The organism is Phyllobacterium bourgognense (genome assembly GCF_003337575.1).
Lineage (GTDB): Bacteria > Pseudomonadota > Alphaproteobacteria > Rhizobiales > Rhizobiaceae > Phyllobacterium > Phyllobacterium bourgognense.
Window position 1 is genome coordinate 83846 of record NZ_QPJM01000016.1, and the last position, 14659, is coordinate 98504.

General features: G+C 58.3%; 11 protein-coding genes and 1 pseudogene. 7 read left to right on the forward strand and 5 right to left on the reverse strand.

Going from position 1 to position 14659, the window contains the following annotated elements; all coding sequences use genetic code 11:
* Nucleotides 1-5: 5 nt before the first annotated feature.
* The 5 genes and pseudogenes from C7476_RS21990 to C7476_RS22010 form a co-directional block, all read right to left on the reverse strand.
* Entirely contained in the window at nt 6-1466 is a 1461-nt protein-coding gene (locus tag C7476_RS21990) for a form I ribulose bisphosphate carboxylase large subunit (RefSeq protein ID WP_114432026.1), read from the reverse strand.
* 328 nt (nt 1467-1794) lie between these two features.
* Nucleotides 1795-2844 (reverse strand): annotated as a pseudogene (gene fba, locus C7476_RS21995) (class II fructose-bisphosphate aldolase); the annotation flags it as partial.
* A 19-nt stretch (nt 2845-2863) separates the two neighbouring features.
* A complete protein-coding gene (tkt, locus tag C7476_RS22000) occupies nt 2864-4876 on the reverse strand; it encodes a transketolase (protein ID WP_114431990.1) in 2013 nt (670 codons plus the stop codon).
* Nucleotides 4877-4887: 11 nt separating this feature from the next.
* A complete protein-coding gene (locus C7476_RS22005; protein ID WP_112529045.1) occupies nt 4888-5760 on the reverse strand; it encodes a phosphoribulokinase in 873 nt (290 codons plus the stop codon).
* Between the two features lie 15 nt (nt 5761-5775).
* Nucleotides 5776-6825, reverse strand: coding sequence for a class 1 fructose-bisphosphatase (locus C7476_RS22010; protein ID WP_114431991.1), 1050 nt, complete (start codon nt 6823-6825; stop codon nt 5776-5778).
* A 117-nt stretch (nt 6826-6942) separates the two neighbouring features.
* On the opposite strand from C7476_RS22010, the gene C7476_RS22015 reads away from it, so the two are divergent.
* The 7 genes from C7476_RS22015 (at nt 6943) to C7476_RS22045 (ending at nt 14654) form a co-directional block, all read left to right on the forward strand.
* A complete protein-coding gene (locus C7476_RS22015; RefSeq protein WP_114431992.1) occupies nt 6943-7881 on the forward strand; it encodes a LysR family transcriptional regulator in 939 nt (312 codons plus the stop codon).
* Nucleotides 7882-8282: 401 nt separating this feature from the next.
* Nucleotides 8283-8804, forward strand: a complete 522-nt coding sequence (locus C7476_RS22020) for a FecR domain-containing protein (protein ID WP_425374021.1) — start codon at nt 8283-8285, stop codon at nt 8802-8804.
* Between the two features lie 5 nt (nt 8805-8809).
* Nucleotides 8810-10675 (forward strand): CHASE2 domain-containing protein, encoded by a 1866-nt coding sequence (locus C7476_RS22025; RefSeq protein WP_114431994.1) that lies wholly within the window; start codon nt 8810-8812, stop codon nt 10673-10675.
* 66 nt (nt 10676-10741) lie between these two features.
* Nucleotides 10742-11095 carry a DUF1428 domain-containing protein gene (locus C7476_RS22030; protein ID WP_114431995.1) on the forward strand — a complete coding sequence of 118 codons (354 nt, stop codon included), beginning with the start codon at nt 10742-10744 and terminating at the stop codon, nt 11093-11095.
* A gap of 211 nt (nt 11096-11306) precedes the next feature.
* Complete coding sequence (locus tag C7476_RS22035) at nt 11307-12125, forward strand: cytochrome c oxidase subunit II (protein WP_114431996.1); 819 nt, start codon at nt 11307-11309, stop codon at nt 12123-12125.
* Nucleotides 12126-12174: 49 nt separating this feature from the next.
* A complete protein-coding gene (ctaD, locus tag C7476_RS22040) occupies nt 12175-13953 on the forward strand; it encodes a cytochrome c oxidase subunit I (protein WP_114431997.1) in 1779 nt (592 codons plus the stop codon).
* Complete coding sequence (locus tag C7476_RS22045; RefSeq protein ID WP_114431998.1) at nt 13950-14654, forward strand: cytochrome c oxidase subunit 3; 705 nt, start codon at nt 13950-13952, stop codon at nt 14652-14654. Before ctaD ends, C7476_RS22045 begins: the two co-directional genes overlap by 4 nt.
* Nucleotides 14655-14659: the final 5 nt, after the last annotated feature.

The following is a 14659-nucleotide window of genomic DNA, read 5'->3' on the forward strand; positions in this document are numbered from 1 at the left end:
TTCTCCTATTCTGCTGCTGTTGCCGTCGGAACGAAATCCGGCGAGTCGGTTGAGGTGTAGTTGAAGGAAACGTCCTTCCAGACTTCGAGCGCCTGCTGCAGAGGCTGGCAGGTACGCGCTGCCATACGCAGGATCTCCGGTCCTTCATTGACGATGTCACGGCCCTCGTTGCGTGCAAGCACCATGCATTCAAGTGCAACGCGGTTGGCCGTCGCACCGGCTGCTATGCCCAGCGGATGACCGATGGTGCCGCCGCCGAACTGCAGAACAACGTCCTCGCCCAGAAGGTCGAGCAGCTGGTGCATCTGGCCGGCGTGGATACCGCCCGAAGCCACCGGCATCATCTTGTTGAGCGAGGCCCAATGCTGGTCGAAGAACACGCCGTTCTCCAGCCGCATCGGGTTGAAGTCCTCGCGGCAGATGTCGTAGTAGCCGCGCGTGGTTGCCGGATCACCCTCGAGCTTGCCGACAACGGTGCCCGCATGGATGTGATCCACACCGGCAAGCCGCATCCACTTGGCGATGACGCGGAACGACACGCCATGCGACTTCTGCCGCGTGTAGGTCGAGTGACCGGCACGGTGCAGATGCAGGATCATGTCATTGCGCCGCGCCCACTTGGCCATCGACTGGATAGCCGTGTAACCGATGACCAGATCGATCATCACGATGTTCGAACCGAGTTCCTTGGCGAAATCGGCCCGCTCGTACATGTCTTCCATCGTTGCCGCGGTGACGTTGAGGTAGCTGCCCTTGATCTCGCCGGTTGCGGCCTGTGCCTTGTTGACGGCCTCCATGCAGTAGAGGAAGCGCTCACGCCAGTGCATGAAGGGCTGCGAGTTGATGTTCTCGTCATCCTTGGTGAAATCCAGGCCGCCCTTCAGCGCCTCGTAGACCACACGGCCATAATTGCGGCCAGACAGACCGAGCTTGGGCTTCACCGTTGCACCGAGCAGCGGTCGGCCAAACTTGTCGAGGCGTTCACGCTCGACGACGATACCCGTTGGCGGACCCTGGAAGGTCTTCACATAGGCCACCGGCAGGCGCATATCCTCAAGGCGCAGCGCCTTCAGTGGCTTGAAGCCGAAGACGTTGCCGATGATCGATGCCGTCAGGTTCGAGATGGAGCCGGGCTCGAACAGGTCGAGATCATAGGCGATGTAGGCGAAGTACTGGCCTTCGCCGTTCGGAACCGGATCGACGCGGTACGCCTTGGCACGGTACTTCTCCGTTGCGGTCAGCCGGTCCGTCCACACGACTGTCCAGGTGGCAGTCGAAGATTCACCGGCAACGGCTGCCGCCGCTTCGATCGGATCGACGCCATCCTGCGGCGTGATGCGAAACATCGCGATGATGTCGGTGTCCTTTGGTTCGTAGTCGGGCTCCCAGTAGCCCATCTTCTTGTATTCCATGACACCGGACCTGTAGCGGTCCTTTCCTGTGACCGTTTCTGACTTGTTCGACATGGTGAGGTCCTTTCCTTGGTAATTTGATTCAAGCAGCCTTGGCTGCAGCGATTTGCGGATTAGAGCAAGTTTTGCCCACACGAAGCCGTTCTGCCGAAGGGAATTCGCGACAAGGTCAAGGGATTTGGCGAGACCGATGCCTTCCCATCGGACGATGCCGAAGCCCGCTGGATTTGGAGCGAATTCACTCGGCCCTCCGGGTTTCCGGCTGGCGGCCAACCACTTTGTCAGGCAGCTTCGTCCGATGAACCACATCGGCCTCGCCACCTTCCGCGTGGATTGTCTCGCCATCCGAGAAACAGAACTGGCTCCGGGTGGACAAAATTTGCTCTAGCTTGCCGGCGGCATAGCGTTTGGCCATTTCATCGAGCCCGATGACCTTGATCCGCGATGCGTTGCCCGCCGTGCCGAACCGCTCGAAGCGGTCACGGCAAAGATCGCGCATGGCATCCATGGCCGGTTTGAGGAATTTGCGTGGATCGAACTCCGCCGGGTTTTCCGTGGCGATCCGGCGGAACTGGCCGCTCATGGCCATGCGACAGTCCGTATCGATATTGACCTTGCGCACACCGTGGCGGATACCGCGTTCGATCTCCTCGACCGGGACCCCATAGGTTTGCGGCATCTCGCCGCCGAAGCGGTTGATGATGTCCTGCAGGGGCTGTGGCACCGACGACGAGCCATGCATCACGAGATGCGTGTTCGGCAGCTTGCGGTGGATTTCCTCGATGACGCCCATCGCCAGGATGTCGCCGTCGGGCGCGCGGGTGAACTTATAGGCGCCGTGCGATGTGCCGCAGGCGATGGCCAGCGCATCGACTTTGGTGCGCAGCACGAAGTCCACTGCCTGATCCGGATCGGTCAGGAGCTGATCATGACTGAGCACGCCGCTCGCACCATGACCGTCTTCAGCCTCGGCTTCACCGCTTTCGAGCGAACCAAGCACGCCGAGCTCACCTTCGACCGAAACGCCGACCCAATGGGCGATCGTGGTGACCCGCTTCGTGATCTCGACATTATACTCGTATGAAGCTGGCGTTGCCGCATCGGCTTCGAGCGAGCCGTCCATCATGACCGAAGTGAAGCCATGGCGAACCGCCGTCAGGCAAGTCGCCTCGTCATTGCCGTGATCCTGATGCATGCAGATCGGAATGGATGGATAGATATCCGCCAACGCATCGATCATCCGCGCCAGCATCAAATCCTTGGCATAGGAGCGTGCACCGCGCGACGCCTGCAAGATAACCGGTGCATCGCAGGCTGCCGCAGCTTCCATCACGGCAAGCCCCTGCTCCATATTATTGATGTTGAAGGCGGGCACGCCGTAACCATACTCGGCAGCATGATCGAGCAATTGTCGCAAGGTAATCCGGGCCATGATCAATACTCCTTTCAGTTCAGTTGATGAGCTTGCGCGCCGTGGCGACGATGTTTTCAGGCGTGATATTGAAGTGACGGTAGAGATCCGGCGCCGGGGCGCTGGCGCCAAAGCCCTGCATGCCGATGAAGGCACCCTTTTCACCGATCCAGCGATCCCAGCCGAGGCGGGACGCAGCCTCTATGCCGATGCGGGGCGCCGCAGCCAGAACCGAGCGGCGATAGGCCGGGGTTTGCGCTTCGAACAACTCCCAGGACGGCATCGAGACAACGGCTGCCGGGATCTTGTACTGACCGCGCAGCATGTCGGCGGCGGTGCAGGCAATTTCGACTTCCGAACCAGTCGCCATCAGCGTAATCGCGCGTGGTTCCGCTGTTTCGCGCAGGACATAAGCGCCGCGGCTCGACCGGTTTTCCTCTGTATGAGCGTGACGCAGCATCGCAAGATTCTGGCGTGACAGGACGATGACGCTCGGCCGGTCGGCGTATTTCAGTGCGAGCTCCCAGCACTCGGCGGTTTCAATGATATCGGCGGGGCGGAACACGTTTATGCCGGGTGTTGCCCGCAGCATCGCCAGATGTTCGATCGGCTGATGGGTTGGACCATCCTCACCGAGACCAATCGAGTCATGGGTCATGACGTAGATGACCTGCTGACCCATCAGCGCCGAGAGACGCATCGCACCACGCGCATAATCGGCGAAGGCCAGGAAGGTGCCGCCATAGGGAATGAAGCCGCCATGCAGGGCAAGGCCGTTCATCGCCGCCGCCATGCCATGTTCGCGGATGCCATAATGGATATAGCGGCCGGAAAAACTTTGCGGTGTGACGTCCCGCATGCCCGGCGTAACGGTCAGGTTTGAGTGGGTAAGGTCAGCCGAACCGCCAATCGTCAGATCGGTAGCATTGTTGATGACACCAAGCACCATTTCCGAAGCCTTGCGTGTCGCGACCTTGGTTGCCTTCTCGACATGCTCGCGGCGGAATGCGCCAAGCTCTTCAAACAGGCTCGCCGGCAACTGCTTCTGAACGGCCTGCCTGAGGTCGTCCCCATGCGGTGATGCCCCCATTCGTACACACCATTCGCGCCGCTCGTCGGCTCCACGACGCGCCACGTCGCGCCAGGTCTCGATGATTTCTTCGGGAACCTCGAATGGCCGATGCGGCCAGTCGATTGCCTGACGCACTGCCGCGATTTCGCTGTCGCCTAGCGGAGCACCATGGGTCTTCTCGGTTCCCTGCAGATTGGGCGCACCTTTGCCGATGATGGTGCGGCACGAGATCAGCGACGGCCGGTCAGAAGACCTGGCGCGGGCAATGGCATCGGCGATTTCTTCGTGGTCGTGGCCGTCGATCTCCTGAACATCGAAACCTGCCGCCTCGAACCGCATCAGCTGGTCCATGGATGTCGAAAGAGAGGTCGGCCCGTCGATCGAGATGGAATTGTTGTCCCAGAAGACGATGAGCTTCGACAGTCTCAGATGACCGGCAAGATCGATTGCCTCGTGACTTATGCCCTCCTGCAGGCAACCATCTCCTGCGATCACATAAGTATGGTGATCGACGATATCCTCGCCGAACCGCTGCACCAGCAAACGCTCGGCCAGCGCCATGCCGACGGCGGTTGCAATGCCTTGTCCGAGCGGGCCCGTCGTCATCTCGATGCCCTGCGCATGACCATATTCAGGATGGCCGGCCGTCTTGGCGCCAAGCTGACGGAAACGCTGCAGTTCCTCGATCGGCATGTCGGGATAGCCGATCAGATAGTGCAGGGCGTATTGCAGCATCGAGCCATGTCCGGCCGACAAAACGAACCTGTCGCGATCCGGCCATTGCGGATGCAATGGATCGAGCTTGATGAAGCGGTTGAAGAGAACCGTTGCGACGTCGGCCATGCCCATCGGCATGCCGGGATGCCCGGAATTGGCCTTCTGAACGCTGTCCATAACCAGCGCCCGGATTGCATTAGCCATATCCCGTTCCGAAACGGTTTCAGTTTCCGGCGTTTCTTGAAGCAAAGCTTGCGTATTCATCGCTATCTCCTTCACGAGGCGCGGTTTTTGCGTTCGATCAACTGCATGATCAGCGGCGTCAGGATAAGTTGCATGGCGAGATCTAGCTTGTTGCCAGGGACGACGATCGAATTGGCCCGCGACATGAAGGAATCGTGGATCATCGACAGCAGATAGGGGAAATCGATCCCGCGCGGCCGGGCAAAACGGATCACCAGCATCGACTCGTCCGGCGTCGGTATCCACCGCGCAATGAACGGGTTTGACGTATCGACAATCGGTACGCGCTGGAAATTGATGTCGGTCAGCGTGAATTGCGGCGTGATGTAGCGGACATAATCCGGCATGCGGCGCAGGATCACATCCATGACCGCCTCGGTGGAATAGCCGCGGGTCGAACGATCACGATGGATCTTCTGAATCCATTCGAGATTGATAACGGGAACGACGCCGATTTTCAGATCCGCGTGGCGGGCAAGGTTGACGCCCTCCGCTACAGCGCAGCCATGCAAACCCTCATAGAACAGCAAGGTGCTCGGCGGAAAATCGCGCCATTCGGTGAATGTGCCTGCAGGTGCGTCGTATTGCGCAGCTTCCTCTTCGTCGTGGATATAGGTCCGCGTCTGGCCCGTACCCCGGCGGCCGTATTCCTCGAAAACCTCATCGAGCTTGTTCAACTCGTTGGCATCGACATGGAAATGCGTGAAATTGGGGTTACCCTTGGCTTCTTCCTCCGCAACCTTTGCCTTCATCGCATTGCGGTCATACCGGTGGAATGCGTCGCCCTCGATGAAAGCGGCCTCGATATGCTCGCGGCGGAAAATCTGCTCGAAGATGCGCTTCACGGAGGTCGTTCCCGCGCCTGACGAGCCAGTGATCGATATGATTGGGTGCTTTGCCGACATGATTTCTTCCTCCACTCAAACCCTGAACAGGCCACGCTTGCTGAACAGCGGCGCGCGTTCGCCGATGTTGCTGGGCTCGGTGTGATACCGGCTGATACGGGCTACTTCCCTCGCCGAACCGAAGATAAACGGCACACGCTGATGCATGGTCTTCGGTGTCAGATCGAGTATGCGGCATGCCGTGTTGGTCGCAGCGCCGCCCGCCTGCTCGATGAGAAAGGCAATGGGATTGGCTTCGTAGACGAGACGTATACGGCCGTCGCCATAGCCCTTGCGCCTGTCTCCCGGATAGAGAAACACGCCGCTGCGCATGAGGATCCGGTACGTTTCCGCGACCAGGGATGCGATCCAGCGCATGTTGAAATCACGCTCGCGTGGTCCTTCGCTGCCCTTCAGACAGTCATCGACATAGAGCTGCACCGCCTCGTCCCAATGCCGGTAATTGGCGGCATTGATGGCAAATTCATAGGCACGGTCGGGAATAACGATACTCGCATAGGCCTGAACAAAGGTCCCGAGCCGCGCCGAAAACACGAAGACATGGGTGCCGCTGCCAAGCGTAAGCACCAAGGCAAGTTGCGGTCCGTAAATGAAGAAACCGGCAGCGAGCTGGCGATCGCCTTTCTGAAAAAACGATGCGCCAGGCTCGCTGTCCGGCTGGCCTGCCACCGGGAGGATGGAGAAGATGGTCCCTATCGAGACATTGGTGTCGATGTTGGATGAGCCATCCAGCGGATCGATCGCCAGCGCCAATGGTGCGCTTGGGTCGAGCAAGGCTGGATGTGCGAGTTCCTCAGAACCATAAAGAGCAACAGGCGCTTGACGCATGGCTTCGAGGAACATGTCGTCTGCGAAGATATCGAGGTCTTTCTGGGAATCGCCATCGGCATTTTTGCTGCCCTGGCTGCTGGCGAAGGCCTTGCCGAGCGCACCCTGATTGATCGTGTTGCGAATCTTGACCGCAGTCAGGGATAACTGGCGGACGACCAGCGAAACGGAAGCGCGCAGCGTATCGCCGCTCTCCGCATAGGATCCAAGAAAGGCATCTAGTGTTGCCGTGGTCATGGTGGTCCTCCCTGTCCGATTATCTCCGCATCGGACTTCGGGTATGGAACCACGCGAACCGCACTTAGTAAAATTTATTATATTTACGTATTCGATAAATTCTATTAACTGCTAAGCATGCGCAATTTGAATTTGAAGCAACTGCGGGCGATACAGGCGATCATGCAGCACGGCACGATCGCAGCGGCGGCCAATTCGCTGGGTCTGACGCCTCCGGCGGTAACCATCCAGCTCAAACTTCTTGAAGAAGACGCCAACATCATCCTTTTCGATCGCACAAATGAGGGCCTGCGGCCGACCGCCGCCGGGCTAGCCTTTCTCGATGCTGCGCAAATGGTCGATGAACGGCTACGCCTGCTCGAAGACGAGATCGACGCGATAAAGGGATTGCGCATTGGCAGTCTGACGCTGGGAGTCGTATCGACGGCGAAGTATTTCGCGCCGCAACTGATGGCGATTTTTCGCAAGGAACATCCGGATATCGCCATAAAGCTCGCTATTGGCAATCGGGCCGAGACGATTGCCGGGCTGAAAAGCCATGCGGTCGATCTCGCCTTGATGGGCCGCCCGCCGAAGGACGTGCCGTTGCGTTCGGCGGTTTTCGGCGATCATCCGCTGGTTATGATCGCCGCCCCCGATCATCCGCTCGCCAAATGCCGGGATATCACCAAGGAACGCATTGCGCAGGAGCATTTCCTTATCCGCGAACCGGGATCCGGCACGCGCATATCGCTGGAGATTTTCCTGAGCGAACTGCCGGGCCGGCTTGACGATCCCGGCACGGAAATGTCGTCGAACGAGACGATCAAGCAGGCGGTGATGGCGGGGCTCGGCATTGCCTTCATTTCCGCCCACACGATCGCACTGGAGCTTGATGTCGGCAGGCTGGTGATGCTCGACGTGATCGGCATGCCTATCCGCCGTCAGTGGTTTTCCGTTGTGCGTACTGACCGGACCATGTCACCGGCCATGCGCGCATTCCAGGATTTCCTCAGCCGTAAAGGCGCGCAATGCCTGCCGGCAATCGACCGGCTATACCCGGCAACGGAGAATTAGGTCGTAAACTCATAAATTTGGTAGAAATGGCGCCTGAAACGGCAAAAAGATGCGAGGAGAGACGCGAAGGGCGGGGTCTTTCCCCCGGCCGAGCGGTTCGACATTGCAGCTTGCAGCCGTTTCAGCGTCCTGAGGATATCGTCCATCTACCCGGCAACATCGTCGCAAAGGACTTGAAAATGGATAAACATTTCCATCGCCTTTGCTCCTTGTATCCGAAAAGATGGCCTCATACCATTTCCATCAGATTTATGAGTTCACAACCTAACCCGTTTTAGTGAAGCCGATACCGAAGAGAAAAACCTTATCAGCGCTTTGAAATGCCCTCCGGAGGTTCTATATTGGAGGTGAAACCGCGCCTATTCTGGTGCCGGTGAACGGGGGCAATTTCCATGGACTCAATGGCGGGAATTTTTCGCGCGGCGGTGGCCATTGGCTTTGTTTTTGTGCTCGGCACAGAAATTGCCTCGGCACAATCCGCCAATTCTGGATGCGCCCTGACACAGGTCGGCGGGACAGGAAGGCAGATATTGAAATGCCGTGGCGGTCTCACCATTACCGCTGAGCGCGGCGCACGATACACATTGTTGGACCGCAGCCGTGACGGCATCGTCGATGCGGTTCGGGCCCGGAGCAAGGCGATATTGCTCGATGCCCCGAAATCACCATCCGGGTTCGTGGTCGACACGCCGCAGGCTATCGCAGCGGTCAGGGGTACGAAATGGGCTGTCGATGTCAGTGCGGGCAAGACGGCAGTTTTCGTTGTCAGGGGTGCGGTCAGCGTCAGGCGGCAGGCCGCGCCGGCGGCTGTGGTGCTGGGGCCCGGTGAAGGCGTTGATGTCGACGAAAGCACCAGCGCTCTTGTCGTGAAGCGGTGGCCCCAACCGCGCGTCAACGCATTGATGGCGCGCCTCGGCCAATAATCACCATGTCCAGTCGTGCACGGCAGATACTGGTCGCGCTGATCCTTGCGGGCATATGGGGCGCCGGCCTCGGCCTGATGCACATCCGGGGAACCACCTGGTTTCTGGAGCGCGTCGAGGCTACCTTCGCCGATCTGCGCACCAATATCCGTGGCAAAAAGCCGGCACCGGATGCTGTCACAATTATAGCCATTGACGACCCGACGGTGACGCTGGTCGGGAGTTATCCTGTTCCCCGCTCGACGCTCGCTGCACTCATCGACGCAATTGCCGAGCTCAAACCAAAAGTCATTGCGCTGGATTTGCTTCTGGTGGATCGCGGTCCGGAAGATGGCGATCGCAAGCTCGCGTCATCGCTCGGGAAAGCCACGACACTTCTGGCGGGAGCAGCAGTGTTCGCAAGTGGCAAGCAACTGATAGAGCCTGCACACGACGACGCACTCGATCGCATTCCGGATGCGGTCAGCTTGTTACTCCCGCAGCAGCAATTTGCCGATATATCGCCGGTGGGCATCGTGAACGTCGCAACAGATCAATCCGGAACGCCGCGATTTATCCCGATGCTGTTCAAGAAGGGTGACGAGGTCCAGCCTGCTTTTCCACTGCGTGCAGTTGCGCTTGCCGCCGGAGTCGACCCTGTATTCGAGCCCGGCGGCATCGCGCTGGGTGAACGCCACATCCGCACCGATATCGGCCAATCGTTTCCCCTGACCTTCTACGGCCCGCGGGGTACGATAAAAACGGTCAGCGCCGCTGCGGTGCTGGATGGCAAGCTTGAGGCCAACGACGTTACCGGCAAGATCGTCGTTCTGGGGACGACAGTAACCGGCGGCGGCGACGTTTTCCCGACACCATTCGATCAGGTACTTCCCGGCGTGGAGGTCATCTCGACGGCAATAGCCCAGCTTGTAGCGGGCGATGCCACGGTCCGCGATCGTCATATCCGGCTTATCGATGCAGGCTTTGCTGTCGGCCTGCCGGTCGTTCTCGTAGGACTGCTCGCGTGGCGGCGCAGTATCATTGGCCTCGCCGCAATAGCCGCAGTGGTCTGCGCATGGGTCGTCATCAATATAGTTGCGTTTGCAAACGGCATCTGGCTCAGCGCCGCAATTCCTATCGCAGCTGCAGTCCCCCCACTCCTTCTATTCGGAGCAAGCCAGCTCTTGCTCGATCGGCGCCGCGCGCAGCATTTTGCTCGGCAAAGCGCGATGCTGCAAAGCGTGCAGGCGCCGGGACTTGGAAAATGGCTGGCAAGAAACCCCGATTTTCTGGCCGAGCCTGTTCGCCAGGACGCCGCCGTGGTTTTCATCGACCTTTCCGGATTTACCGGCCTCAGCGAGGTTCTTGGACCTAATGCTACGCGCGAATTATTGAACGGCTTTTACGAGCTGGTCGATGAGGAAGTCGCGGCCTGCAACGGAACCATTACGAGTTTCATGGGCGACGGCGCGATGATACTTTTCGGCCTGCCGGAACCTGATCCGCAAGACGCGGCCAATGCCACCCTCTGCTGCATAAGGCTGTCGAACAGAACGAAACTGTGGCTCGCCTCGCTTCCCGCGTCAACCGCTTCGCGCATCGGGTTCAAACTGGGTGCACATTTCGGCACAGTGGTTGCTTCGCGGCTCGGTGGCGGTGACCGCCAGCAGATCACCGCGACCGGAGATACGGTCAACGTTGCCAGCCGGCTCATGGAAGTGGCCAAGAAGAACCGCGCGGAACTCGCGCTTACGACCGATATCCTGCACATTGCAGGCCCGGACAGCGCGCCGTACAAGACCGGCGTTCTGAGCGGACCGCTCGAAACGGAAATACGCGGGCGCTCCGGCTCGGTCACGATCTGGCTGTGGCGCAGCGACGACAAAACCTGAAAGACGATGTAGGATTTCCACTTGCGCCAACGTCCTTTGGTCGTGTCAAGCAAATGGAGGTTTTCTATGTCCTATGTCGATGGGTTCTTACTTGCCGTTCCTAAAGCGAAACTGGAAGCCTACAAGGAACTCGCCAGTTTAGCGGGAGAGGTCTGGAAAGAGCACGGCGCGCTCGCCTTTGTCGAGTGCGTCGCCGATGACGTACCCTATGGTGAACTTACTTCCTTCCCGCGCGCTGTGCACGCAACAGACGACGAGACCGTCGTGTTTTCCTGGATCGTTTATGAATCGCGCGAAAAGCGTGATGCCATCAATGCGAAGGTGATGGCGGACCCACGCCTGAAAGGCGACATGGCCAGCATGCCCTTCGACGGCAAGCGCATGATCTTTGGCGGATTTTCGCCTATCGTGGAGCTATAACCGGGTCAGTATTCCCGCTCAGGCGCCGCGCCGGCGATGACGGCGCGGCGATGAAACGATAGTAACCGCCAGCGATATTTCCGATATTCTGTGCACCGATACTTTCGATGAGACGACTACCTGTATTTCTCGTTTCTGAAATGCTAGGGTGAGGTTCTACGGATTGCGAGTTCATGTCCACAGCCGATTCCGGCAGGGAGGGGACAATAGAATGGCTGTAGTCTTAATTCTTGCTTTTGTTGCAGTTGCGTCAGTCTTGTTTCATCTTTTGAGTCCCTGGTGGTGGACGCCGATCGCGTCCAATTGGCAATACATCGATAATACAATCATCATTACTTTCTGGATCACCGGTTTCGTGTTCGTCGCGGTGGTATTATTCGTCGCTTATTGCGTCTTGCGTTTCCGCCACAAGCCAGGAAACCGTGCGCATTATGAGCCGGAAAACAGGAAGCTTGAATTCTGGCTCGCCACGCTGACCACCATCGGCGTCGTCGCCATGCTTGCGCCCGGTTTGTTCGTATGGGACCGTTTCGTCAATGTGCCGAGCGATGCGACCGAAGTTGAAGTCGTGGGCCAACAGTGGCTCTGGAGCTTTCGGTTGCCTGGAGCCAACGGCAAGCTCGGAACGTCGGAAACCCGAGATATCACCGCGGAAAATCCACTCGGCGTGAACAAGAACGACAGCGCGGGGCTCGACGACATCATCATTCAGGGCGGTGAACTACACCTTCCGATTGGAAAGCCGGTGAAGATGGTGCTGCGCTCGATCGATGTCCTGCATGATTTCTACGTTCCGGAGTTCCGCGCCAAAATGGACATGGTGCCCGGCATGGTCACCTATTTCTGGATTACCCCGACACGAACGGGCACGTTCGAAGTCCTTTGTGCCGAGCTTTGTGGGGTCGGCCACCCGCAAATGCGTGGAACGGTGGTGGTCGATAACGAGGCCGACTATCAAACGTGGCTGCAGCAGCAGCAGACATTCACGCAGATGATGGCAGCATCCGGAGAACCACAGACGGCACAGTGAAAACGGCACCGCTCTTCGGGAGAAAGAGCGAACACAGGGAGGGCAATAGATGGTCAATATTCCATCCAGCATCAACGATCCCATTCCGGCAGCGGAAGTCGAAGATGTGGAGCTTTATCACCCGCATAGCTGGTGGACGACCTACGTCTTCAGCCAAGACGCCAAAGTCATCGCTATCCAGTATTCGTTGACAGCCATTTCGATTGGCCTCGTTGCGCTTGTCCTTTCCTGGTTGATGCGGTTGCAACTTGCTTTCCCCGGCGTTTTCACCTTCATCGATGCCGACCGCTACTACCAGTTCATCACCATGCACGGCATGATCATGGTGATTTATCTCCTGACTGCGCTCTTCCTGGGTGGTTTCGGCAATTACCTGATTCCGCTGATGCTCGGAGCACGGGACATGGTGTTCCCGTACGCAAATATGCTGAGCTACTGGATTTACCTTCTTGCCGTGCTTGTTCTAGTCGCGGGGTTCTTCGCACCTGGCGGCCCAACGGGCGCCGGCTGGACGCTTTATCCACCGCAGGCGGTGCTTTCCGGCACGCCGGGCGGGCAGGATTGGGGTATCATCCTGATGCTGAGTTCGCTGATCCTGTTCATCATCGGCTTCACCATGGGCGGATTGAACTATGTCGTCACAGTCCTGCAAGGGCGCGCGCGCGGTATGACATTGATGCGCATGCCCTTGACGATCTGGGGCATTTTCACCGCGACGGTCATGGCGCTCCTCGCCTTCCCTGCCCTCTTCGTCGCCTCTGTCATGATGCTGTTCGACCGCGTCCTCGGCACAAGCTTCTTCATGCCCGCAATTGTCGAGATGGGAACACAGTTGCAACATGGTGGCGGCAGTCCGATCCTCTTCCAGCATCTGTTCTGGTTCTTCGGACATCCGGAAGTCTATATCGTCGCTTTGCCTGCCTTTGGTATCGTATCGGACCTTATCAGCGTCCATGCCCGCAAGAATATCTTCGGGTACCGAATGATGGTCTGGGCGATTGTCATCATCGGTGCGCTGAGCTTCGTTGTCTGGGCACACCACATGTATGTCAGCGGCATGAATCCCAATTTCGGGTTCTTCTTTGCCACGACAACCCTGATAATCGCGGTTCCTACCGCCATCAAGGTCTACAACTGGGTGCTCACTTTGTGGCGCGGCGATATCCACCTGACTGTACCGATGCTCTTCGCGCTCGGCTTCATCGTTACATTCGTCAATGGAGGATTGACGGGACTGTTTCTCGGCAATGTCGTCGTAGACGTTCCGCTTTCCGATACGATGTTCGTCGTCGCGCATTTTCACATGGTGATGGGCGTTGCACCAATCATGGTGATCTTCGGGGCGATCTACCATTGGTATCCAAAAATCACCGGGCGAATGCTGGATGAAACCATGGGGCAGATTCACTTTTGGGTGACGTTCCTCGGGGCCTACCTGATCTTCTTCCCGATGCACTATCTTGGCCTGCTGGGAGCTCCACGCCGCTACTACGAACTCGGTGAATCCGTCGTCAATCCGCCTTCGGCGCATGATCTGAATATTTTCATCACGCTGATGGCGCTGACAGTCGGTGCCGCACAGGTCCTGTTCCTGTTCAATGCCGCCTGGAGCCTTCGCAGGGGCAAGGACGCCGGGGGAAATCCCTGGCGGGCAACGACGCTCGAATGGCAGACGCCAACGACACCGCCGCCGCATGGCAATTTTGGCAAGGAACTGCCGGTCGTCTACCGCTGGGCCTATGATTACAGTGTTCCCGGTGCTCCCGAGGATTTCATTCCACAGAATGAGCCGGATCCCGAGAACCGGTCGCGAGAGCACGCGTCATGAGTGCAATCCTGATCTTTCTGGCGGGGCTGGCGTCGATCATCATCTGGTGGATGGCACAGCAGCGTCTGACCTCCAAACCATGGCTAGAGTCCGCACGAGCCAGCGATATTTTCCCGGTTACGCGGTCACCGATACCCACTGTAAAAATCGGCCTCGGCGTATTTCTTGCCGTGGTTGGGGCGCTGTTCACGCTTTTCATCAGCGCCTACTTCATGCGCATGGGGTTGCAGGATTGGTGGGCCATTCCCCTGCCCGGCGTCCTCTGGGTCAATACAGCCGCGCTCGTCGTGAGCAGCATTGCTCTGGAAATGGCAAAATCCTCGGCACAGCAAAACGATGCCAACGCCATGAAAATCGCGCTTCTGGCAAGTTTTGTAACCGCCATTGGCTTCCTGGCCGGACAGCTGTTCGCTTGGCGCGAACTGGTGTCTGAGGGCTATGTCCTCGCCGACAATCCTGCCAACAGCTTTTTCTATCTGATTACGGGAATGCACGGACTGCACATTCTCGGCGGTCTCCTGGTGCTCAGCCGGACCACGTTCAACGTATGGCAAGGCGAACCGCCGAAAGAAGCGCGGCTTAGCATCGAACTCTGCGCCATGTACTGGCATTTCATGCTCATCGTCTGGCTGGTCATTTTTGCGCTGTTCGCAGGCTGGGCCAATGATTTCGTCGATATCTGCCGGCAACTGTTGACCTGAGGATG

What these genes read in the sequence shown, in the direction of transcription:
- C7476_RS21990 (WP_114432026.1), bottom strand. Translation starts at nt 1,466, where the DNA reads ATGTCGAACAAGTCAGAAACGGTCACAGGAAAGGACCGCTACAGGTCC.
- tkt (WP_114431990.1), bottom strand. Translation starts at nt 4,876, where the DNA reads ATGAATACGCAAGCTTTGCTTCAAGAAACGCCGGAAACTGAAACCGTT.
- C7476_RS22005 (WP_112529045.1), bottom strand. Translation starts at nt 5,760, where the DNA reads ATGTCGGCAAAGCACCCAATCATATCGATCACTGGCTCGTCAGGCGCG.
- C7476_RS22010 (WP_114431991.1), bottom strand. Translation starts at nt 6,825, where the DNA reads ATGACCACGGCAACACTAGATGCCTTTCTTGGATCCTATGCGGAGAGC.
- C7476_RS22015 (WP_114431992.1), top strand. Translation starts at nt 6,943, where the DNA reads ATGCGCAATTTGAATTTGAAGCAACTGCGGGCGATACAGGCGATCATG.
- C7476_RS22020 (WP_425374021.1), top strand. Translation starts at nt 8,283, where the DNA reads ATGGCGGGAATTTTTCGCGCGGCGGTGGCCATTGGCTTTGTTTTTGTG.
- C7476_RS22025 (WP_114431994.1), top strand. Translation starts at nt 8,810, where the DNA reads ATGTCCAGTCGTGCACGGCAGATACTGGTCGCGCTGATCCTTGCGGGC.
- C7476_RS22030 (WP_114431995.1), top strand. Translation starts at nt 10,742, where the DNA reads ATGTCCTATGTCGATGGGTTCTTACTTGCCGTTCCTAAAGCGAAACTG.
- C7476_RS22035 (WP_114431996.1), top strand. Translation starts at nt 11,307, where the DNA reads ATGGCTGTAGTCTTAATTCTTGCTTTTGTTGCAGTTGCGTCAGTCTTG.
- ctaD (WP_114431997.1), top strand. Translation starts at nt 12,175, where the DNA reads ATGGTCAATATTCCATCCAGCATCAACGATCCCATTCCGGCAGCGGAA.
- C7476_RS22045 (WP_114431998.1), top strand. Translation starts at nt 13,950, where the DNA reads ATGAGTGCAATCCTGATCTTTCTGGCGGGGCTGGCGTCGATCATCATC.